Here is a 20,964-nt window from a genome sequence, read left to right on the forward strand (position 1 = left end):
CTTGGTTTTAAATATTCCATCTAAAGAAGGAGTTATTTTTCTGAAATTTTGATAAAATAATATAGAAAGGAAGTAATGATATGTGGAAAATTAGAATATTTCTACTTTTAGAGAGTGTTCTGTTCACTCTAGCCTTGTTCGATGTGGTGGCAAATGAAGCAAGTAGAACACTATTATTGATGGCTATACTGCTTCTTGTGATTTGGAATTTTTTAGGAAGAGAGCTCAGTAGCGTCCTATTAATTAGCGCAGTCTCTTTAATATTTTTAGTATTTGTATTAAATCCGTTCTTTATCATTGGCATAATGATGCTCGTGGTGTATATGTTGGTGAACTTCTTTTCACGATATGAAAAACGAAATCAGTATACTCATATTATTTTTGATGATCATGCATTGGTTGCCCAAAAAGAAAAAAATAGGTGGTTTGGTGGCCAAAACCATTCGCAGGATCGGTATGGATTTGAAGATATTAATATTGTCCGTCTCTTTGGTAACGATGTAGTTGACTTAGACCAAACAGTACTTGTTGGTCGCGATAATATTGTTGTTATACGCAAAACATTTGGAAAAACAAAAATTATTTTGCCTATCGATGTTGAAATTTCTGTATCTGCTTCAAGCATATATGGTCGTGTTCAATTTTTAGATCTCTCTTTTTGGGATTTGCGAAATGAAAGTATTTCTATAGCTAGCCCAGGTTATCGTGATTCACATAAACGGGTAAAAGTAGTAGTCAATAGTCTGTTTGGTGATGTGGAGGTAATCCGCGTATGATTAAAAGAAGAACCTATTTTCTGCTTGTTTGGCTATCAGCACTGATTGTATTAGTTGTCATTGCATCCGTATTACCATTGTTGAATTATTCGTTATTGAATCCGTCTCTCTGGGTTTCTACGAATCAATTTATAATGACAATCGTTCTATTGATTATTGTGCTGAGCCTTTTTTTGGGAATTTTGGTCCAAACAGTATCCCTCATATCCACTCAAGTAATGCGCTTGAAATTGCAGGCAATTTTGAAAAACAAGTCGATTAGGGACAACCATGAAGAAGATCCCCTTTTATTACAATTATCTGATAAAGTTAAAACTTTAACTAGACAGGTTCAATTGTTAGATAATCAAGACTTGGTAAACCGTGAAGAGATTGTCGAGGGGGAAAGAAAAAGGATTGCAAGGGATTTGCATGATACGGTTAGTCAAGAATTGTTTGCGACGAGTATGATTTTGTCTGGTCTTTCATCTAATATTGCCTCGCTTCCACAAGAAACAGTTCAGGAACAGTTGGTTTTAGTAAAGGATATGATTGAGTCTGCTCAAAGAGATTTAAGGATATTATTGCTTCATCTACGTCCAAGTGAACTTGAAAGTAAGACCTTAGTAGAAGGATTTGAACTGATATTACGTGAAGTGAGCGATAAAAGTAGTATTGTTGTCCATTTTCAACATGAAGTAAGTGAATTACCAAAGTTAATAGAAGAACACCTTTTCCGTATTGCACAGGAGATCATTAGCAATACGTTGCGGCATGCCAAAGCCAAGCATTTGGATGTGTACTTATTGCAAAAAGAGACAGAGTTACAGTTGAAAATGACTGATGATGGTATTGGTTTTCAACAGGGTGCTGATGATGAATTGAGTTACGGATTACAAAATATACGTGAGCGGGTTGAGGATATGGCTGGGACGATTAAAATTCGCACGGCTCCGAATAAGGGGGTTGCCATTGATATTCGTATCCCTCTATTGAAAGGAAAAGAAGATGAATACGATTCGAGTGATGTTGATTGATGACCATGAAATGGTCCGTTTAGGATTAAAAAGTTACTTAAATTTACAGCAAGATGTTGAGGTAATAGCGGAAGCTGGAGACGGTGAAGAAGGTTTAACAAAGGCACTTGAGGTCAAACCAGATGTCGTTGTGATGGACTTAGTTATGCCTAAAATGACTGGCGTCGAAGCTACTTTAGCATTGTTGAAGGAATGGCCTCAAGCACAAATTGTGATACTAACATCCTATTTAGATAATGAAAAGATTTACCCAGTGTTAGAAGCAGGTGCACGAGGCTATATGTTAAAAACCTCGAGTGCAGATGAAATTTTATCTGCGATTCGTAAAGTTGCGCGTGGAGAATATGCAATCGAAACTGAGGTTGAGAAAAAAGTGGAGCATCACAAGCGTTACCCAGATTTACATGAGGACTTGACGGCTCGCGAGCGTGAAATATTAACCCTTTTAGCAAAGGGGTATGATAATCAACGAATTGCTGATGAATCCTTTATTTCTTTGAAGACGGTCAAAACTCACGTATCTAATATTTTATCTAAGCTAGCGGTTAGTGATCGGACACAAGCAGTTGTTTATGCGTTTCAGCATGGTCTTGTAGCACAAGATGAAGAATAGTGATATAATAGAAAGATAGTTAGTTAGCTTCCGGAAAGGATATCGAATATATTGGATGCAAAATTAAAATATAGAGCCAAAAAAATCAAGATAGTCTTTTTTGATATTGATGATACACTTCGGGTTAAAACCACTGGATATATGCCAGAATCTATTCAGCAGGTTTTTAAATCCTTGAAAGAAAAGGGTATTCTAACAGGAATTGCCTCTGGTCGTACACCATATGGAATAGTGCCAGAAATTAAGGCATTGCAACCGGATTATTTTGCCATGATTAATGGCTCATATGTTGAAAATGCCAAAGGCCAAGTAGTCTACCATCAACCAATGTCTTCTGAGTTGGTGAAGTCTGTAATAGACTGGACGAAGGAAGTTGGTATTGAATATGGATTACTAGGTAGTAAAAAAGGAACTCTATCAGCTCGGACCGATCGGATTAGTCAAGTGATTGATTTGATTTATGATGGCCTAGAAACCGCCCCTGAATTTTACAAGGGGAATGATATTTATCAAATGTTGACCTTTGAAAATGATGGACAAAAAGTCGAGTTGCCAGCTCAATTGCAGGAAGATTTGCGAACGGTTCGTTGGGATGCTATTTCATCAGATATTGTTTTAAAAGATTCCTCTAAGGCAACTGGTGTGGCTAAAATAGTTGAAAAACTTGGTTTAAAACCAGAGAATGTTCTTGTTTTTGGGGATGAGCTCAATGACATTGAATTATTTGAGTATGCAGGGATTGCAATTGCAATGGGGCATTCACATCCAGAATTGCAAAAACGTGCTGATTATATTACAAAAAAAGTAGAAGAAGATGGCATTTTTGATGCCTTGGAGAAATTAGGTATGGTCGAGAAAGAAAAAAACTATCCACAATTAGACGTGGCTAACGCTGAAGGTCCAATTGCACATATTAAGACGAATCATGGAGTTTTAAATGTAAAACTTTTCCCTGAGATTGCTCCAAAAACAGTGGCAAACTTTGTAGCTCTTTCTAAGGATGGCTATTATGATGGTATTATTTTCCATCGGATTATCAAAGATTTCATGATTCAAGGTGGAGATCCAACTGGAACTGGTATGGGTGGTGAATCAATCTATGGTAGTTCATTCGAAGATGAGTTTTCAATGGAAGCCTTTAACCTTCGTGGTGCCCTCTCAATGGCAAATGCCGGACCAAATACCAATGGCAGTCAATTCTTTATTGTCCAAAATCAACACTTTCCTTATAATGCAAAAGAGTTAGAACGTGGTGGATGGCCAAAACAAATTGCTGAAGCATATGTTGACAATGGTGGAACACCGCATTTAGATCAACGGCATACAGTATTTGGACATTTAATGGATACAGCATCATTTGATGTATTAGATACCATTGCAGCGGTGGCGACGGATTCAGCAGATCGACCGCATGAAGATGTTGTGATTGAGATAATCGAGATTGAGGATTAAAATGAAAATCGGTGATAAGGTTAAAGGGACAGTTACGGGTATTCAACCGTACGGGGCCTTTGTAGATTTGGACAATGGTCAAACTGGGCTCATTCATATTTCTGAAATTAAGACTGGATTTGTTGATAATATATTTGATTATCTTAAACTAGGTCAGGAAGTGTTTGTACAGGTTGTTGATTATGATGAATATTCAGGAAAAGCGAGTTTATCTACTCGCACACTTGAAGAAGAACAACAAAAAATTCCTCGTCATCACCGTTTTACGAATGAACGTCATAAAATAGGGTTTGCTCCGTTAGCCAAACATTTGCCAACATGGATTAAGGAAACAAAAGAATTTTTAGATAAAACGAAAAAGGCTTAGGGATTTCCCTTAGCCTTTTTGAAATAGTATGTTTTCGCAATCTACATTATCAGTTGTCAACAACCATAACAAGCGAAAAGCTCCAAGGGGAGCTTCCGATCTGTTCTCTAAAAATAAGAATATAGTAGAGTCCAATCATTGAAAATTAGTCATTAAATTCGTAAAGTGCAGTTGATAAATAGCGTTCGCCATTATCTGCCAAAATTGCTAAAACTTTTTTGCCTGCACCTAATTCCTTGGCAACTTCAATAGCTGCGTGTATCGCTGCACCAGATGAAATACCAACAAGGAAACCTTCTTGTCCACCGATGGCACGTCCAGTAGCTAAAGCATCATCAGATTTTACTCGAATGATACCGTCGTATGAATCGGTATCCAAAGTATCTGGAATGAAACCAGCTGAAATTCCCTGAATCTTATGTGGGCCAGGTGCTTCGCCGGAAAGAACAGCGGACTCATCAGCTTCTACAGCATATACAGCAATGTTAGGATTGGCAGCTCTCAAAACATGAGAAACGCCACTTACGGTACCTCCGGTACCAACGCCAGATATAAAAGCGTCTAACCCAGCTGGACCAAAATCTTCCAAAATTTCCTGTCCTGTTGTATCTTCATGAATTTTTGGATTTGAAGGATTGGCAAACTGGAATGGGACCCAACCATTTTTTTCTTTAGCAATTTCTTGTGCTTTAGCAATTGCACCTTTCATACCTTCGCTACCGGGAGTAAGTACTAAATCAGCCCCATAAGCTTGGATAATTTTGCGACGCTCAATACTCATTGTTTCAGGCATAACAATAATCACTTTATAACCTTTTGCCGCACCAACCCATGCAAGTCCGATTCCGGTATTACCACTTGTTGGCTCTACAATTGTATCACCTGGTTTGATAGTACCAGCTTTTTCTGCATCTTCAATCATTGCCAAAGCAATGCGATCTTTAACAGAAGAACCAGGGTTAAAAGCTTCCAACTTAACATAGACTTCTGCCGCACCTTCAGGTACGATATTGTTGAGTTTAATAATTGGTGTGTTTCCTACTAATTGAGTAATATTTTGATAAATAGCCATAAGGCACCTCCATTTAAAGCTACTGATTATTATATAGTAGAAAATGAAAAAAGTATAATATAAAAAAACTATCTCAGTGATAGTCTTTTTTTAATAGATTGGGACCTCAACAATTCGAGAGTTGGTTTTTTCTGCGGTTATTTTTCCATGGTAAAATTCAGTTAGACTTGCCAAGGTTTGCTCTAAACAATCCTTATCCACAAAAACCATGGATGAAACTTCAGTAGTAAACTGGGTATCAAATTCTTCTAAGCCCTGCTCTGCTCGCCAATTGGCAAACTCTTGATATTGGGTGTAGGACATAACAATAGAAATTCCTTCTTGTTCCTTGACTTCTACAATTCCAATATTTTTTACTGCATTAGCCACTGCTCCTGCGTAGGCACGAATGAGACCACCCGCCCCTAATTTTATGCCTCCGAAATACCGAGTGACGACAGCTACGACATTTGTCAACTGGTGGTTTTCTAAAACGGTTAGCATGGGTACGCCGGCTGTTCCAGAGGGCTCCCCATCATCTGAGGAACGCTTGGTTTCCATACTTTCTCCAAGGATGAAAGCAGAGCAGTTATGGTTAGCTTTGTAGTGTTCTTTTTTTATCTTGTTGATAAAGTCGCGAGCTTCCTCCTCGCTAGTCACTCGTTTCATAAAGCAGATAAAGCGGGATTTCTTAATTTCTTCCTCAACCAGACCATCTTTTTTAATTGTCTTAAATTCTTTCATAATCAAATTGTACTAATTTTTTTACAAGCTGACAAGAATTTCCGAATAAATAAGTGATGAATGAACTAGAGAATTATAGTTAATTGAAACAAGAACAGGACAAAAGTGCCTCAAGAAAAGTATCGCAATTTGGCAATACTTTTCTGAGGTGTTTTTTAATTTGAGCCCATGTTTTCTCAATGGGATTATACTCAGGTGAGTAAGGAGGAAGTGGTAAAAGTCTATGACCCTGCTCCTTGCATAACTCTTTTAGCTTACTCATCCGATGAAACCTTGCATTGTCCATAATGATAACAGATGGTCTATCTAAAGTGGGTAGTAAGAATGTTTTAAACCAAGCTTCGAAAAAGTCACTAGTCATGGTTTCTTTGTAGGTCATTGGGGCTATAATCTCACCGTTTATAAGACCTGCGACTAAAGATAGCCGCTGGAATCTTCTTCCAGAGACCTGACCAGTGATCAACTGACCTTTCAAAGATCGACCATATTCTCGATGAAAATATGTCTCAAACCCTGTCTCGTCAATATAAACAGGTGTCAAGTGACTTAAGTTATTAAATTCTTTAAGGAACTGATTTACTTTCTCAGGGTCTTGTTCATAGTAGGTACAGCTCTTTTTTTTCGAGTATACCCCATAGCTTTGAGAGCGTAATGAATAGCTGTTGGATGACAGCCAAATTCAGAAGCTATTTCAGTCAAAAAAGCATCTGGATGAGCTTCAAGATAGTTCTTTAATTTTTCTCTATCAACTTTTCTTGGTTTGGTTCCCTTAACTTGGTGATGAAGCTCGCCTGTACTCTCCATTAATTTTAGCCATTGATAGATGGTGTTGCGGGAAATATCGAAAACAACAGATGCTTCAGTAATACTGCCGGTTTTCTCACAGTATGCGAGAACTTTTTTACGAAAATCTAATGAATATGCCATAAGTACATTATACCATAAATGTACTATTTTTGTTTCATTTTACTATACCATGGAAGACTTTTTACTAAATACCAATTAACGTCAGAAGAAAGAGAAAGAGCAAAAACAATTTCCAGTGTAGTAGGAAAGAATTCTTGTTTCCGATGCGGTACATCGTTTGAGGAAGAAAACAAGCTGCCAAATGCTGCGTATTATTGTCGGGCTTGTCTCCTTTTGGGGAGAGTTCGAACAGATGAGAAACTCTACTATTTTCCACAGAAAGATTTTTCAATGAATGCTTGTCTTCTATGGAAGGGGGCGCTGACCGATTGGCAACAACGAATATCAGATGGATTAGTTGCGAATGTGGAAAAACGACAAGCAACGCTTGTTCATGCTGTAACAGGTGCGGGCAAAACGGAAATGATGTACCATGCTGTTGCATCAGTAATTAATAAAGGAGGTGCTGTATGTCTAGCCAGTCCAAGAATTGATGTTTGTATTGAACTCTACAAGCGACTACAAAATGATTTTTCGGTCCCAATTAGTCTGCTACATGGGGAATCAGACCCATATTTCAGAACGCCACTCGTTGTTGCGACCACTCATCAGTTGTTAAAGTTCTACCAGGCATTTGATTTGGTCTTGATCGATGAAGTAGATGCTTTCCCCTATGCAGACAACCCTATATTATATCAAGCAGCAGATAATGCAGTTAAAGTAGACGGAGTTTTAGTATTTTTAACAGCAACCTCTACGGATGAATTAGATAAAAAAGTCAAATCAGGCAAATTACAAAAACTCAGTCTCCCTAGACGTTTTCATGGAAATCCGCTTGTGGTTCCGCAAAAGGTCTGGTTTTCCAAATTCGATACATATTTGAAGAAAAACAAATTAGTTCCAAAACTCAGAAATGCCATTCAAAAGCAAAGAGAAACAGGCTATCCATTACTTATTTTTGTACCAGAAATTTCGAAAGGATTGGAATTTACAAGTATAATGGAACAAATCTTTCCAGAAGAAACAATTGGTTTTGTATCGAGTCAGACAGACAATAGGCTTGAAATAGTGGAAGGATTTCGCAACAAAGAAATTACAATTTTAATTTCTACTACAATCTTAGAGCGAGGTGTAACATTCCCAGGAGTAGATGTCATTGTCGTTCAAGCCAATCACTACTTATACACCTCATCTAGTCTTGTGCAAATTTCAGGTCGCGTCGGAAGAAGTATGGACCGCCCGACGGGCTTGCTTCTGTTTTTTCATGAAGGAAGTACGCGATCAATTGAAAAGGCAATTGCAGAAATTAAACAAATGAATAAGGAGGCAGGTTATGTCTAGTTGTTTGCTCTGTTCCCAGAACCTGAAAAACCAGATAAAATTTTCGGAGATATTCATTTTTGGTAGAAAAAAATCAGGTATCTGCTCAGATTGTTCAACTTCTTTTAAAGCAATATCGGAAAAACATTGTCCGTATTGCTATAAAAATGGAATTATCGAACGTTGCACGGATTGTCAGTATTGGTTAAGTAAGGGAATGTCGGTTTCCCATACTGCATTATTCAAATACAATAAAGCAATGGCAAATTATTTTAGTAAATACAAATTTCAGGGGGACTATATTTTAAGAAATGTTTTTGCAAAAGAGATTAATATAGCACTAAGTCAATTCCCTGGTTATACAATTGTTCCAATTCCAATTAGTGAAAATCGAAAAGAAGAACGTGGTTTCAATCAAGTAGAAGGGTTATTGGCCGCAGCTAATATATCCTTTGAATTACTTTTGGGAAAACAGGATAGTAAAAAACAATCATCGCAAAATAGGAAGGAGCGTTTAGAGATGCACCAACAGTTTTTTCTCCAAGATGAAAAAAATATCCCTGACAAAATTTTATTGATTGATGATATATACACAACAGGCTCAACATTACAATCAGCAAAACAGACGATTATGAAAACAGGAAAGAAAGAAATCAAGACATTTTCACTAGCAAGGTGAGAAAACGGTTGCAATTTCGTAATAATATGGTATAATAATAGAGAAGAAAGGCGAAAGCCAAGAAAGAGGTACTAATATGATTAAATTCAGTATTCGTGGAGAAAACCTTGAAGTGACAGATGCTCTTCGTACTTATGTTGAAGAAAAAGTTGCAAAAATTGAAAAGTATTTCACTGAAGAGCAAGAATTGAATGCGAAAGTAAATCTCAAAGTGTACAGAGATAAACGTTCAAAAGTTGAGGTGACTATTCCCCTCGGAGGTATTACACTAAGAGCAGAAGATATTTCTCAAGATATGTATGGTTCAATTGATTTAGTGGTTGACAAAATTGAACGTCAAATCCGTCGCAATAAAACAAAAATTGAAAGAAAACATCGACAAAAAGTGGCAACTGGTCAAGTCTTTACAGATGAATTAGTAGAACAAGTAGAAGATGAAGTAAAAGTTGTTCGTACAAAGCAAGTTGATTTGAAACCAATGGATATGGAAGAAGCAATCTTGCAACTTGAGTTACTCGGTCATGATTTCTTTATCTATACAGATGCAAATGACGGAACAACTAATGTATTGTATAAACGTGAAGATGGTAATTTAGGACTACTTGAAGTTCGCTAATAATATAAAATCTGAAATACAGTTGAGTCGCAAGAGAACTTGCGGCTTTTACTATTTCTATATTCAAGTTTATACAAATCATCGATTGCATCTTATTCAAATATCCTCCATTGATTAGTTAAAATGAGCAGGTGCCTAGAACCAAAATTTCAGCCCAAATTTCAAGAAAAGAAACAAAAAAGTTTGAAAAAGTAGTTGACAAAAGTAAGTGAAGATGATAGAATAATTGAGTTGTCTCTTGAGGGAGTTCGATACAAAGGGAACGAAAAAAAGTTTCAAAAAAAGTGTTGACAAGACCTTGAAGAAATGATAAACTAAGATAGTTGTCGCAAGGACGCGACAACGACAAGACCTTTGAAAATTAAAGAAGACGAACCAAACGTGCAGGGTGATTTATCTAAAGATAAATCGTCAATGACAAAACAAAAACAATAAAACGGAAAGCTAGCAATAGCTTGAGTTTGAATCAAAACTTTTAATGAGAGTTTGATCCTGGCTCAGGACGAACGCTGGCGGCGTGCCTAATACATGCAAGTGGAACGCATGATTGATACCGGAGCTTGCTCCACCATTAATCATGAGTCGCGAACGGGTGAGTAACGCGTAGGTAACCTACCTCATAGCGGGGGATAACTATTGGAAACGATAGCTAATACCGCATAACAGTATTTATCGCATGGTAAATGCTTGAAAGGAGCAACTGCTTCACTATGAGATGGACCTGCGTTGTATTAGCTAGTTGGTGGGGTAACGGCTCACCAAGGCTTCGATACATAGCCGACCTGAGAGGGTGATCGGCCACACTGGGACTGAGACACGGCCCAGACTCCTACGGGAGGCAGCAGTAGGGAATCTTCGGCAATGGGGGGAACCCTGACCGAGCAACGCCGCGTGAGTGAAGAAGGTTTTCGGATCGTAAAGCTCTGTTGTAAGAGAAGAACGTGTGTGAGAGTGGAAAGTTCACACAGTGACGGTATCTTACCAGAAAGGGACGGCTAACTACGTGCCAGCAGCCGCGGTAATACGTAGGTCCCGAGCGTTGTCCGGATTTATTGGGCGTAAAGCGAGCGCAGGCGGTTTGATAAGTCTGAAGTAAAAGGCTGTGGCTTAACCATAGTACGCTTTGGAAACTGTCAAACTTGAGTGCAGAAGGGGAGAGTGGAATTCCATGTGTAGCGGTGAAATGCGTAGATATATGGAGGAACACCGGTGGCGAAAGCGGCTCTCTGGTCTGTAACTGACGCTGAGGCTCGAAAGCGTGGGGAGCGAACAGGATTAGATACCCTGGTAGTCCACGCCGTAAACGATGAGTGCTAGGTGTTGGGTCCTTTCCGGGACTCAGTGCCGCAGCTAACGCATTAAGCACTCCGCCTGGGGAGTACGACCGCAAGGTTGAAACTCAAAGGAATTGACGGGGGCCCGCACAAGCGGTGGAGCATGTGGTTTAATTCGAAGCAACGCGAAGAACCTTACCAGGTCTTGACATCCCGATGACCGCCCTAGAGATAGGGTTTCTCTTCGGAGCATCGGTGACAGGTGGTGCATGGTTGTCGTCAGCTCGTGTCGTGAGATGTTGGGTTAAGTCCCGCAACGAGCGCAACCCCTATTGTTAGTTGCCATCATTCAGTTGGGCACTCTAGCGAGACTGCCGGTAATAAACCGGAGGAAGGTGGGGATGACGTCAAATCATCATGCCCCTTATGACCTGGGCTACACACGTGCTACAATGGCTGGTACAACGAGTCGCAAGTCGGTGACGGCAAGCTAATCTCTTAAAGCCAGTCTCAGTTCGGATTGTAGGCTGCAACTCGCCTACATGAAGTCGGAATCGCTAGTAATCGCGGATCAGCACGCCGCGGTGAATACGTTCCCGGGCCTTGTACACACCGCCCGTCACACCACGAGAGTTTGTAACACCCGAAGTCGGTGAGGTAACCATTTAGGAGCCAGCCGCCTAAGGTGGGATAGATGATTGGGGTGAAGTCGTAACAAGGTAGCCGTATCGGAAGGTGCGGCTGGATCACCTCCTTTCTAAGGAAATGGAACCTGTACGTGAGTCTTCTTTAATTTTGAGAGGTTTTGTGGGGCCTTAGCTCAGCTGGGAGAGCGCCTGCTTTGCACGCAGGAGGTCAGCGGTTCGATCCCGCTAGGCTCCATTATCTAGGATACAGAGTAACCTAGATAACTAAGATAACTGAATACGAACCTAAACTTCCTAGGAATAAGTCAAAACCACCTAGTGTCTAAAGACACGTCGTTGGTTATCTCCTTATTCTACGAAAGTTTTGCGACAAGTCGCACCGGTTCTTAATATCTTAGAACTTGTCCATTGAAAATTGAATATCTATCAAACATTCCTTGTGTATCTGTAAGGATACATAAAGAAATAGTAACAAGAAAATAAACCGAAAACGCTGTGAATATTTAATGAGTTTTCTAATTTTTGAAAAAATTAGGTTAATAAGGTTAAGTTAATAAGGGCGCACGGTGGATGCCTTGGCACTAGAAGCCGAAGAAGGACGTGACTAACGACGAAATGCCTTGGGGAGCTGTAAGTAAGCAATGATCCAGGGGTGTCCGAATGGGGGAACCCGGCAGGTAATGCCTGTCACTCACTACTGTTAAGGTAGTGTAGAGGAAGACGCAGTGAACTGAAACATCTAAGTAGCTGCAGGAAGAGAAAGCAAAAGCGATTGCCTTAGTAGCGGCGAGCGAAACGGCAGGAGGGCAAACCGAGGAGTTTACTCCTCGGGGTTGTAGGACTGCAATGTGGACTTAAAGAGTATAGAAGAACTACCTGGGAAGGTAGGCCAAAGAGAGTAATAGCCTCGTATTTGAAATATTCTTTATACCTAGCAGTATCCTGAGTACGGCGAGACACGCGAAATCTCGTCGGAATCTGGGAGGACCATCTCCCAACCCTAAATACTCTCTAGTGACCGATAGTGAACCAGTACCGTGAGGGAAAGGTGAAAAGTACCCCGGAAGGGGAGTGAAATAGAACCTGAAACCGTGTGCCTACAACAAGTTCGAGCCCGTTAATGGGTGAGAGCGTGCCTTTTGTAGAATGAACCGGCGAGTTACGATATGATGCGAGGTTAAGTTGAAGAGACGGAGCCGTAGGGAAACCGAGTCTTAATAGGGCGCATTAGTATTATGTCGTAGACCCGAAACCATGTGACCTACCCATGAGCAGGTTGAAGGTGCGGTAAGACGCACTGGAGGACCGAACCAGGGCACGTTGAAAAGTGCTTGGATGACTTGTGGGTAGCGGAGAAATTCCAAACGAACTTGGAGATAGCTGGTTCTCTCCGAAATAGCTTTAGGGCTAGCGTCGACATTTGAGAATCTTGGAGGTAGAGCACTGTTTGGATGAGGGGGCCATCTCGGTTTACTGATTTCAGATAAACTCCGAATGCCAAAGATTTATGGTCGGCAGTCAGACTGCGAGTGCTAAGATCCGTAGTCGAAAGGGAAACAGCCCAGACCACCAGCTAAGGTCCCAAAATAATTGTTAAGTGGAAAAGGATGTGGGGTTGCACAGACAACTAGGATGTTAGCTTAGAAGCAGCTATTCATTCAAAGAGTGCGTAATAGCTCACTAGTCGAGTGACCCTGCGCCGAAAATGTACCGGGGCTAAAACAATTTACCGAAGCTGTGGATAACACTTAAGTGTTATGGTAGGAGAGCGTTCTATGTGTGAAGAAGGTATACCGTGAGGAGTGCTGGAACGCATAGAAGTGAGAATGCCGGTATGAGTAGCGAAAGATGGGTGAGAATCCCATCCACCGTAAGACTAAGGTTTCCAGGGGAAGGCTCGTCCGCCCTGGGTTAGTCGGGACCTAAGGAGAGACCGAAAGGTGTATCCGATGGACAACAGGTTGATATTCCTGTACTAGAGTATGAAGTGATGGAGGGACGCAGTAGGCTAACTAAAGCGGGCGATTGGAAGTGCCCGTCTAAGCAGTGAGGTGTGATATGAGTCAAACGCTTGTATCTATAACATTGAGCTGTGATGGGGAGCGAAGTTAAGTAGCGAAGTTAGTGACGTCACACTGCCAAGAAAAGCTTCTAGCGATGTATCATACTCTACCCGTACCGCAAACCGACACAGGTAGTCGAGGCGAGTAGCCTCAGGTGAGCGAGAGAACTCTCGTTAAGGAACTCGGCAAAATGACCCCGTAACTTCGGGAGAAGGGGTGCTGACTTAAAGTCAGCCGCAGTGAATAGGCCCAAGCAACTGTTTATCAAAAACACAGCTCTCTGCTAAATCGTAAGATGATGTATAGGGGGTGACGCCTGCCCGGTGCTGGAAGGTTAAGAGGAGGGTTTAGCGCAAGCGAAGATCTGAATTGAAGCCCCAGTAAACGGCGGCCGTAACTATAACGGTCCTAAGGTAGCGAAATTCCTTGTCGGGTAAGTTCCGACCCGCACGAAAGGCGTAATGATTTGGGCACTGTCTCAACGAGAGACTCGGTGAAATTTTAGTACCTGTGAAGATGCAGGTTACCCGCGACAGGACGGAAAGACCCCATGGAGCTTTACTGCAGTTTGATATTGAGTATCTGTACCACATGTACAGGATAGGTAGGAGCCTACGAAATCGGGACGCCAGTTTCGATTGAGGCGCTGTTGGGATACTACCCTTGTGTTATGGCTACTCTAACCCGGTAGGTTTATCATCTACGGAGACAGTGTCTGACGGGCAGTTTGACTGGGGCGGTCGCCTCCTAAAAGGTAACGGAGGCGCCCAAAGGTTCCCTCAGAATGGTTGGAAATCATTCGCAGAGTGTAAAGGTATAAGGGAGCTTGACTGCGAGAGCTACAACTCGAGCAGGGACGAAAGTCGGGCTTAGTGATCCGGTGGTTCCGTATGGAAGGGCCATCGCTCAACGGATAAAAGCTACCCTGGGGATAACAGGCTTATCTCCCCCAAGAGTTCACATCGACGGGGAGGTTTGGCACCTCGATGTCGGCTCGTCGCATCCTGGGGCTGTAGTCGGTCCCAAGGGTTGGGCTGTTCGCCCATTAAAGCGGCACGCGAGCTGGGTTCAGAACGTCGTGAGACAGTTCGGTCCCTATCCGTCGCGGGCGTAGGAAATTTGAGAGGATCTGCTCCTAGTACGAGAGGACCAGAGTGGACTTACCGCTGGTGTACCAGTTGTCTCGCCAGAGGCATCGCTGGGTAGCTATGTAGGGAAGGGATAAACGCTGAAAGCATCTAAGTGTGAAACCCACCTCAAGATGAGATTTCCCATAACATAAAGTTAGTAAGAGCCCTGAGAGAAGATCAGGTAGATAGGTTGGAAGTGGAAGTGTGGTGACACATGTAGCGGACCAATACTAATCGCTCGAGGACTTATCCAAGATAAGTAACGAAGGCGTTACAAATTCTGTATGAAAATAGGAAACTGACGCAGAGTCAACAGACTCTAGGAAGTTTATCTTTTTCACTAAGAATTTAGCCTGAGTACAATTAAAACCGAAGTCAATATTGACAGCGTTGGTAAAACTTGTTAGAATATAGATATTCAATTTTGAGTTGACAAGACTCAGTAGTTAAGTGACGATAGCCTAGGAGATACACCTGTACCCATGCCGAACACAGCAGTTAAGCCCTAGAACGCCTGAAGTAGTTGGGGGTTGCCCCCTGTTAGATACGGTAGTCGCTTAGCAAGATTTGGAGAGAAATCTCCATATGGGAGTTTAGCTTAGTTGAAAGTGAGAGGAATTCGAGCTTTCAAGTTGGAGATGAGGAAAACGAAGTTTTCTCCATTGCCCAGCTGAGCTAAGTCCCACCCATTGGGAGTTTAGCTCAGCTGGGAGAGCATCTGCCTTACAAGCAGAGGGTCAGCGGTTCGATCCCGTTAACTCCCATATCATGTTACTAAAAGCGTTAAGAAATCCGTATGAAAATAGGAAACTGACACAGAGTCGATGACTCTAGGAAGTCTATCTTTTTCACTAGGATTTTAGCTTGAGTACAGATAGGTCCCGTAGTGTAGCGGTTATCACGTCGCCCTGTCACGGCGAAGATCGCGGGTTCGATTCCCGTCGGGACCGTTGAAACATCACAGTATGATGTTTCAAGTAATATAAAAAAGACTCGTTAGCTCAGTTGGTAGAGCAATTGACTTTTAATCAATGGGTCGCTGGTTCGAGCCCAGCACGAGTCATATGCGGGTTTGGCGGAATTGGCAGACGCACCAGATTTAGGATCTGGCGCTTTCGGGCGTGGGGGTTCAAGTCCCTTAACCCGCATAGGAATAGAAATAGGCCGGCTTAGCTCAGTTGGTAGAGCATCTGATTTGTAATCAGAGGGTCGCGTGTTCAAGTCATGTAGCCGGCATTCAGAAGAATTGCGAACGTAGTTCAGTGGTAGAACACCACCTTGCCAAGGTGGGGGTCGCGGGTTCGAATCCCGTCGTTCGCTTTAGGAGCCGGGGTGGCGGAACTGGCAGACGCACAGGACTTAAAATCCTGCGATGGCAACATCGTACCGGTTCGATTCCGGTCCTCGGCATGGACTACATATATAGTTAGCACCCTTAGCTCAACTGGATAGAGTACCTGACTACGAATCAGGCGGTTAGAGGTTCGACTCCTCTAGGGTGCATCACTCGCTTAATGGAGACGTTAGGGGAGCTTTATTTTTAATGATATCGGGAAGTAGCTCAGCTTGGTAGAGTACTTGGTTTGGGACCAAGGTGTCGCAGGTTCGAATCCTGTCTTCCCGATTAATCCAGAGAACTTAAGGTTCTCTTTTTGGCTCTTTGTCAACTGTAGTGGGTAGATGAAAAGCTAACACCTAGAGAGGACGAACTTCGTTCTCTCTTTCTTTATGTTCAAAGCAATCAAAATCCGTTTTTTAAAGTTTTCAAAGTTCCTGAAACCAAAGGCATTTCTTTTTTTTATTTTTAAATTTCGTAAGCGCCCAATAACAAAGTATATTGAAAAAGGCTCCAAAGTCCTGTCGACTCTGGAACCTTTTTCTATTTACATGCTCTTTTAATTTTTTCCTTCCATGGCAAATAAGCCTCTAGCACCTCTTTTTTTGCGAGCGTCTCCTCGTTAGGTAAGTGTTCTAGAAGATAGGTCATATATTTTTCTGCATCAAGGCCATGTCGTTTAGCAGTTTCCAAAAGACTCAGAATGACAGCTGTCGATTTGGCTCCCTCAAAGCTCTGAGAGAATAACCAATTTTTTCTGCCAATCACTAAGGTCTTCATTGCCCTCTCAGCCATATTGTTAGACAAGACTAAGTCACCGTCCGAGAGAACGGTTCGGAAAGTGGTTTCGTAGTTGAGGCTATACTCTATTGCAGTGCCCAATTTGGAGCCTGGCAAAACAGATTGCTCACGACACCAGTCAAAGAATTCGTCCATCAAGGGAGCCAACTCTGTCTGGCGTTTATGCAGTCGCTCCTCGCTAGACAAGTCAGCCCAGTCATTCTCTAAGGCAAATAGGCGGTCGCAATAGGCTAATCCCTTGGCTCCTAATGAAGTCTTGTCGGTCTTCTTAGGAGTCGCCTCAAAAAACTTTCGTCTGACGTGAGCCCAACAGCCAACCAGCTGAGCCTTGTCTAATTGACGATAAGCACTCCACATGTCACAATGAACGTAGCCCGCATAGTCCCCAAGAAATTTCTCCACAACTAAGCCACTCCGTCGTTTGTCGTGATGATAGAGGGTGATACCCTTTTTCTCATGCTTACCAGACAAGAAGGTCCAGTAGAAGGTTAACTCACTATCATTTTCTAAGACCTTGTAGGAGGTCTCATCCGCATGAAGAATAGGCTGCTCCAACAATTTCTCGTGCAACAGGTCATAAATTGGTTCGAAATAATACTGACTAGACTTGATGTGCCAGTTGGCTATTTCCTTCCGACTGATTGGCAGACCAAGCTTATGCCAGTCCTCTTCCTGACGGTAATTGGGCACCTTAAGATTGAACTTCTGATGAATAGTATGGGCGATAATAGAAGCCGAACCCAAGCTGTGTGCCAAAGGTGCCTTAGGAACGGGAGCCTTGATAATCTTATCGCTTAGATTCTTCTGACTACATGCCTGACACTTGTATGCGTGTTGAACATGGTCAATCCGCTTTAATTGTGCGGGAATAAAGACCAACTCTTGTCGTTGAACAGTAGAACCAATCTCTTTCAACTGTCCATGACAGTCTGGACAAGTGCAGTCTTCACCCTGCAGTTCGTGATGAACAATCTCTGGAGTGAACTGACTAAAAATAGCCTGACGAACTCCCTTAGCTTTCTTGCGTTTATAGGTAATCGTTTCTGTTTCAACTGGGTAAGTCAGCTTCTTCTTCAGGGAGACTTTCCTCCCCAAACAAGCTCAGCTGACCGGGTTGATACACAACCTTCTCTGATGATTTTCCGTAGAGTTTCTGTCTCAGATACTCAACCTGTTCACGAAGGAGAGTGAGTTCATTAGCCATCATCTCTATCGTTTTTGACTGTGTTTCAATAATTTTTTCTAGTGATGACATAACCAATCTCCTTCTTTTTGTCTTATTATACACAAAGAAAAGCCATGATTTCAATAGAAATCACGACTTTTTGAAACATTTATTTTTGGACTGATAGAAAAACCTTTCATGAGCCAGTCCACCTGTTCGGAAGTGAGGGCTTTAACCTCCTCTTCATTGTTTGGCCAGGTCAATTTCCCATTTTCAAAACGTTTATACAATAACCAAAATCCCTGTCCATCCCAGTAAAGAGCTTTGAACCGGTCTTTTCGACCTCCGCAGAAGAGATAGACCTGACCTGAAAAGGGATCCAGATTGAATTGACTTTTGACAAGGTAGGCGAGAGAATCAATCCCTTGACGCATATCTGTTTTCCCGCAAACCAAATAGACTTGACCTAAATCACTGAGCCGGATTGTCATAGAACAGTACCTTATCCAAGATTGTTTCCAATACCTCTTGGTTGATAGAGTGAAAGAAAGTGAGTTCTACTTTTTCGAGACGAATTTTCATCAGAATCTCATTTCTACTTTTCTTTTTAAAGCGTCGTGATTTGGGAACAGTCAATGGGACAATGGGTTGTGACATAAAAAAATCCTCCAGTTTTTTTATTACAGTATACTGGAGGAGTGAATGATTGGATAGGTACCTTGTTATGGGGCGCTTACTAAATTTCAGAGAAAAAAGTCCGAATAGTGGCATTCGGACTATATGATGATGAGTTATTCGGTTCTTGTTAATTTCACAACCGCCTCTGTTCTAGCGGTATGAGGGAACATGTCAACAGATTGAATATATTCAACCTGGTAGGCTTTAGTTAATTCAACCAAGTCTCTTGCGAGTGTCGAAACATTACAAGAAACATAGACCATTTTTGATGGTTTGTACTTAAGGATTGTTTTTAGGAGTTTTTCGTCTATTCCAGTCCGTGGAGGATCAACAATGAGTGCATCTGCGTGATATCCTTCTTGATACCATTTTGGAATTATATCTTCAGCTTTACCGGCTTCGTAATGTGTATTATTTAGCCCCATTCGTCTAGCATTTGCTTTTGCATCTTCAATTGCTTCGGGAATAATATCCATACCACGTAATGATTTGACTTTTCTGGCAAAGGCAAAGCCGATAGTACCAACTCCGCAGTAGGCATCAATGAGGTCTTCATCTCCAGTAATATCCAAAGCTTTTACTGCTTCATTGTAAAGTACTTCGGTTTGCTGGGGATTTAATTGGTAAAATGCCCGAGGTGATAGAGAAAAATCATAGTCCAACACAGCCTCATCAATAGCTTGTTTCCCCCACAGTATTTCAGTTTTTTCTCCATAGACTTCACTTGTTTTTTGTTTGTTCCAGTTTAAGGCAATTGTAACGATACTTGGAAACTGACTGATGAGTTCATCAATTAGTTTGATAAGATTAACTTGACAAGAGGTGATAAAAATTAGTTGGACTTCTCCCGTCTGACGAGCTCTACGTACCATGACAGTGCGAATACCTTGTTCCTTGCGTTCGTTGTAAATTGGGATACGGTGCTTAGTGAGGAGTTCCGCAACACTGTTAATAATTCTCTGTGTTTCTTGATCCTGGACATAACAGTCAGTAATTCCAATTAGACGATGTGAATTTTCTGCATATAATCCAGCTTTGACGCCACCTTTAGTAGTACGAGTTTGAAATTGTAATTTGGCACGGTAGTGACTGGGGTGATCCATCCCAATGGTTGGATGGATGGTGTATTGCTCGTAGCCAGAAGGTTTGAATTTTTTTAGTGCTTGCTGTAGCAAGTCTTTTTTAAAATCCAATTGCTTATCATAGCGGAGGTGCATGATTTGGCAACCGCCACAGACTTCATAAATAGCACAAGGTGGTGTGACACGGAATTTGGATTGCTTGTTGATTTTCAATAATTTTGCCTCAACAAAATTCCGTTTGATTGAGGTAATTTGGCAATATATTTCTTCACCTTTAAGAACACCGGGAACAAAGACAAGCGTTTTTTGATAAAAACCTATTCCTTCTCCATTGATGCCCATTCGTTTAATTTTTAAGGGGATTCGTTGATTAACTTGTAGATTCATATTATTATTTTACCGAAAATTCCTGTATAATGAAAGAATGAGAATAACAAAAATTGTAAAGAAAAAAAGACTATATTTATTAGAGCTTAATAGTCAAGAATCTTTGTATATAACTGAGGATACAATTGTTCGTTTTATGTTGAGTAAGGGTAAGGAAATCACTGAAAATGAACTTCAAGAAATTCGTGATTTTGCTCAGTTCTCTTATGGAAAAAATTTAGCTTTATATTATATTTCTTTCAAACAGCGAACAAAGAAAGAAGTGTTGGATTATTTAAAAAAATATGAAATTGAAGAAGCAAATGCTGTGAAAATTATTGCCGTTCTAGAAGAAGAGAAATGGATTAATGATAAGAGTTATGTGGAAACCTACGTTCGACAAAATGGGTTGAATGGTGACAAGGGTCCGGCTCTGATTCGGCAGAAATTAATCACGAAAGGGATTTCTAAATCTGTTATTGATAGTTGTTTAGTTGAGGTAGATTTTTCTGAGCTGGCTGAAAAGGTTGCTGAAAAATTGCTTAGAAAGTATCAGGATAAATTACCTATTCGAGCTCTGCAGGATAAGATTGTTCAAGGATTGATGAATAAGGGGTTTACGTATGACTTGGCAAGAAAAACGGTTAGTCAGTTAGATATTTCAGCAGATGACAATATGGAAGTAGATTTAATTAGTAAGGAATTAGAGAAACAGTATCGAAAATATAGTCGAAAATATGATGGATATGAGTTGAAACAGCGTTTGATTCAGGCTTTAGCAAGGAAAGGTTTCGAGTTTGATCGGATTCAGGCAGTGCTTAGGGATTATCTGTGATGAAATATTCCCACATGAGTCAAAAATATGATATAATGATAAAGATA

At 41.2% G+C, this 20,964-nt stretch carries 17 protein-coding genes, 10 tRNA genes and 3 rRNA genes; 22 read left to right on the forward strand and 8 right to left on the reverse strand.

Features of this window, described 5'->3' with window-relative positions; all coding sequences use genetic code 11:
* Positions 1–80 precede the first annotated feature (80 nt).
* Genes liaF through L6410_RS01820 form a run of 5 tightly spaced genes read left to right on the forward strand, consistent with a single transcriptional unit; the run spans position 81 to position 4,224 of the window.
* Positions 81–776 (forward strand): cell wall-active antibiotics response protein LiaF, encoded by a 696-nt coding sequence (gene liaF / locus L6410_RS01800; protein WP_024396193.1) that lies wholly within the window; start codon positions 81–83, stop codon positions 774–776.
* A complete protein-coding gene (locus L6410_RS01805; RefSeq protein ID WP_237396608.1) occupies positions 776–1,792 on the forward strand; it encodes an envelope stress sensor histidine kinase LiaS in 1,017 nt (338 codons plus the stop codon). Before liaF ends, L6410_RS01805 begins: the two co-directional genes overlap by 1 nt.
* Positions 1,764–2,405 carry a response regulator transcription factor gene (locus L6410_RS01810; RefSeq protein WP_024391837.1) on the forward strand — a complete coding sequence of 214 codons (642 nt, stop codon included), beginning with the start codon at positions 1,764–1,766 and terminating at the stop codon, positions 2,403–2,405. The genes L6410_RS01805 and L6410_RS01810 overlap by 29 nt, the downstream gene beginning before the upstream one ends.
* Positions 2,406–2,456: 51 nt before the next feature.
* A complete protein-coding gene (locus L6410_RS01815) occupies positions 2,457–3,857 on the forward strand; it encodes a bifunctional Cof-type HAD-IIB family hydrolase/peptidylprolyl isomerase (RefSeq protein ID WP_237395701.1) in 1,401 nt (466 codons plus the stop codon).
* Position 3,858: 1 nt separating this feature from the next.
* On the forward strand, positions 3,859–4,224 hold the full coding sequence (locus tag L6410_RS01820) for a S1 RNA-binding domain-containing protein (protein ID WP_024391839.1): 366 nt from the start codon (positions 3,859–3,861) through the stop codon (positions 4,222–4,224).
* Positions 4,225–4,369: 145 nt separating this feature from the next.
* Here L6410_RS01820 and cysK read toward each other — a convergent pair whose 3' ends face one another.
* The 3 genes from cysK to L6410_RS01835 all read right to left on the reverse strand — a co-directional run bounded on the left by cysK (position 4,370) and on the right by L6410_RS01835 (position 6,946).
* Positions 4,370–5,296: a cysteine synthase A gene (cysK, locus tag L6410_RS01825; RefSeq protein WP_172040418.1), complete on the reverse strand. Its 927-nt coding sequence runs from the start codon at positions 5,294–5,296 to the stop codon at positions 4,370–4,372.
* Between the two features lie 90 nt (positions 5,297–5,386).
* On the reverse strand, positions 5,387–6,019 hold the full coding sequence (locus tag L6410_RS01830; RefSeq protein WP_237395705.1) for a YigZ family protein: 633 nt from the start codon (positions 6,017–6,019) through the stop codon (positions 5,387–5,389).
* 79 nt (positions 6,020–6,098) lie between these two features.
* A protein-coding gene (locus L6410_RS01835) for an IS630 family transposase (protein ID WP_172016537.1) occupies positions 6,099–6,946 on the reverse strand; the annotation gives its coding sequence in 2 pieces (ribosomal slippage) (positions 6,099–6,643 and positions 6,643–6,946; 849 coding nt in all).
* Between the two features lie 18 nt (positions 6,947–6,964).
* Here L6410_RS01835 and L6410_RS01840 point away from each other — a divergent pair.
* The 16 genes from L6410_RS01840 (at position 6,965) to L6410_RS01915 (ending at position 16,278) form a co-directional block, all read left to right on the forward strand.
* Complete coding sequence (locus tag L6410_RS01840) at positions 6,965–8,266, forward strand: ATP-dependent helicase ComFA (RefSeq protein WP_237395707.1); 1,302 nt, start codon at positions 6,965–6,967, stop codon at positions 8,264–8,266.
* Positions 8,259–8,924 carry a ComF family protein gene (locus tag L6410_RS11050; RefSeq protein ID WP_024391843.1) on the forward strand — a complete coding sequence of 222 codons (666 nt, stop codon included), beginning with the start codon at positions 8,259–8,261 and terminating at the stop codon, positions 8,922–8,924. Before L6410_RS01840 ends, L6410_RS11050 begins: the two co-directional genes overlap by 8 nt.
* Before the next feature lie 76 nt (positions 8,925–9,000).
* Positions 9,001–9,540, forward strand: a complete 540-nt coding sequence (hpf, locus tag L6410_RS01850; RefSeq protein WP_024391844.1) for a ribosome hibernation-promoting factor, HPF/YfiA family — start codon at positions 9,001–9,003, stop codon at positions 9,538–9,540.
* A 474-nt stretch (positions 9,541–10,014) separates the two neighbouring features.
* Positions 10,015–11,571 (forward strand): 16S ribosomal RNA (locus L6410_RS01855).
* Between the two features lie 52 nt (positions 11,572–11,623).
* Positions 11,624–11,696, forward strand: a tRNA-Ala gene (locus tag L6410_RS01860).
* Positions 11,697–12,004: 308 nt separating this feature from the next.
* A 23S ribosomal RNA gene (locus L6410_RS01865) occupies positions 12,005–14,908 on the forward strand.
* A gap of 192 nt (positions 14,909–15,100) precedes the next feature.
* Positions 15,101–15,216: ribosomal RNA gene (rrf, locus tag L6410_RS01870) — 5S ribosomal RNA — on the forward strand.
* The 16S, 23S and 5S rRNA genes sit together here with 10 tRNA genes alongside, the layout of an rRNA operon.
* A 129-nt stretch (positions 15,217–15,345) precedes the next feature.
* Positions 15,346–15,418 (forward strand) — tRNA-Val (locus tag L6410_RS01875).
* 113 nt (positions 15,419–15,531) lie between these two features.
* A tRNA-Asp gene (locus tag L6410_RS01880) sits at positions 15,532–15,604 on the forward strand.
* Between the two features lie 40 nt (positions 15,605–15,644).
* Positions 15,645–15,717 (forward strand) — tRNA-Lys (locus L6410_RS01885).
* Positions 15,718–15,720: 3 nt separating this feature from the next.
* Positions 15,721–15,802, forward strand: a tRNA-Leu gene (locus L6410_RS01890).
* A 15-nt stretch (positions 15,803–15,817) separates the two neighbouring features.
* Positions 15,818–15,890, forward strand: a tRNA-Thr gene (locus L6410_RS01895).
* A gap of 12 nt (positions 15,891–15,902) precedes the next feature.
* Positions 15,903–15,974 (forward strand) — tRNA-Gly (locus L6410_RS01900).
* A 6-nt stretch (positions 15,975–15,980) separates the two neighbouring features.
* Positions 15,981–16,064, forward strand: a tRNA-Leu gene (locus L6410_RS01905).
* Between the two features lie 19 nt (positions 16,065–16,083).
* Positions 16,084–16,157 (forward strand) — tRNA-Arg (locus L6410_RS01910).
* Positions 16,158–16,204: 47 nt separating this feature from the next.
* A tRNA-Pro gene (locus tag L6410_RS01915) sits at positions 16,205–16,278 on the forward strand.
* Between the two features lie 255 nt (positions 16,279–16,533).
* Here L6410_RS01915 and L6410_RS01920 read toward each other — a convergent pair.
* The 5 genes from L6410_RS01920 to rlmD form a co-directional block, all read right to left on the reverse strand.
* Positions 16,534–17,886 (reverse strand): IS66-like element short variant transposase, encoded by a 1,353-nt coding sequence (locus L6410_RS01920; protein ID WP_172006064.1) that lies wholly within the window; start codon positions 17,884–17,886, stop codon positions 16,534–16,536.
* Positions 17,840–18,046, reverse strand: a complete 207-nt coding sequence (locus tag L6410_RS01925; RefSeq protein WP_105126552.1) for an IS66 family transposase — start codon at positions 18,044–18,046, stop codon at positions 17,840–17,842. Before L6410_RS01925 ends, L6410_RS01920 begins: the two co-directional genes overlap by 47 nt.
* A gap of 50 nt (positions 18,047–18,096) precedes the next feature.
* On the reverse strand, positions 18,097–18,447 hold the full coding sequence (gene tnpB / locus L6410_RS01930; protein WP_024407179.1) for an IS66 family insertion sequence element accessory protein TnpB: 351 nt from the start codon (positions 18,445–18,447) through the stop codon (positions 18,097–18,099).
* On the reverse strand, positions 18,428–18,613 hold the full coding sequence (locus L6410_RS01935) for a hypothetical protein (RefSeq protein ID WP_024404060.1): 186 nt from the start codon (positions 18,611–18,613) through the stop codon (positions 18,428–18,430). The genes tnpB and L6410_RS01935 overlap by 20 nt, the downstream gene beginning before the upstream one ends.
* A gap of 134 nt (positions 18,614–18,747) precedes the next feature.
* Positions 18,748–20,103 carry a 23S rRNA (uracil(1939)-C(5))-methyltransferase RlmD gene (rlmD, locus tag L6410_RS01940; protein ID WP_237395709.1) on the reverse strand — a complete coding sequence of 452 codons (1,356 nt, stop codon included), beginning with the start codon at positions 20,101–20,103 and terminating at the stop codon, positions 18,748–18,750.
* A 37-nt stretch (positions 20,104–20,140) separates the two neighbouring features.
* Here rlmD and recX point away from each other — a divergent pair, with 37 nt between their 5' ends.
* Entirely contained in the window at positions 20,141–20,917 is a 777-nt protein-coding gene (recX, locus tag L6410_RS01945; protein ID WP_237395710.1) for a recombination regulator RecX, read from the forward strand.
* Positions 20,918–20,964 lie beyond the last annotated feature (47 nt).

This window comes from Streptococcus parasuis (assembly GCF_021654455.1).
GTDB classification, from domain to species: domain Bacteria; phylum Bacillota; class Bacilli; order Lactobacillales; family Streptococcaceae; genus Streptococcus; species Streptococcus parasuis.

What these genes read in the sequence shown, in the direction of transcription:
- liaF (WP_024396193.1), top strand. Translation starts at nt 81, where the DNA reads ATGTGGAAAATTAGAATATTTCTACTTTTAGAGAGTGTTCTGTTCACT.
- L6410_RS01810 (WP_024391837.1), top strand. Translation starts at nt 1,764, where the DNA reads ATGAATACGATTCGAGTGATGTTGATTGATGACCATGAAATGGTCCGT.
- L6410_RS01820 (WP_024391839.1), top strand. Translation starts at nt 3,859, where the DNA reads ATGAAAATCGGTGATAAGGTTAAAGGGACAGTTACGGGTATTCAACCG.
- cysK (WP_172040418.1), bottom strand. Translation starts at nt 5,296, where the DNA reads ATGGCTATTTATCAAAATATTACTCAATTAGTAGGAAACACACCAATT.
- L6410_RS01830 (WP_237395705.1), bottom strand. Translation starts at nt 6,019, where the DNA reads ATGAAAGAATTTAAGACAATTAAAAAAGATGGTCTGGTTGAGGAAGAA.
- L6410_RS01840 (WP_237395707.1), top strand. Translation starts at nt 6,965, where the DNA reads ATGTACTATTTTTGTTTCATTTTACTATACCATGGAAGACTTTTTACT.
- L6410_RS11050 (WP_024391843.1), top strand. Translation starts at nt 8,259, where the DNA reads ATGTCTAGTTGTTTGCTCTGTTCCCAGAACCTGAAAAACCAGATAAAA.
- hpf (WP_024391844.1), top strand. Translation starts at nt 9,001, where the DNA reads ATGATTAAATTCAGTATTCGTGGAGAAAACCTTGAAGTGACAGATGCT.
- L6410_RS01925 (WP_105126552.1), bottom strand. Translation starts at nt 18,046, where the DNA reads ATGTCATCACTAGAAAAAATTATTGAAACACAGTCAAAAACGATAGAG.
- tnpB (WP_024407179.1), bottom strand. Translation starts at nt 18,447, where the DNA reads ATGACAATCCGGCTCAGTGATTTAGGTCAAGTCTATTTGGTTTGCGGG.
- L6410_RS01935 (WP_024404060.1), bottom strand. Translation starts at nt 18,613, where the DNA reads ATGTCACAACCCATTGTCCCATTGACTGTTCCCAAATCACGACGCTTT.
- rlmD (WP_237395709.1), bottom strand. Translation starts at nt 20,103, where the DNA reads ATGAATCTACAAGTTAATCAACGAATCCCCTTAAAAATTAAACGAATG.
- recX (WP_237395710.1), top strand. Translation starts at nt 20,141, where the DNA reads ATGAGAATAACAAAAATTGTAAAGAAAAAAAGACTATATTTATTAGAG.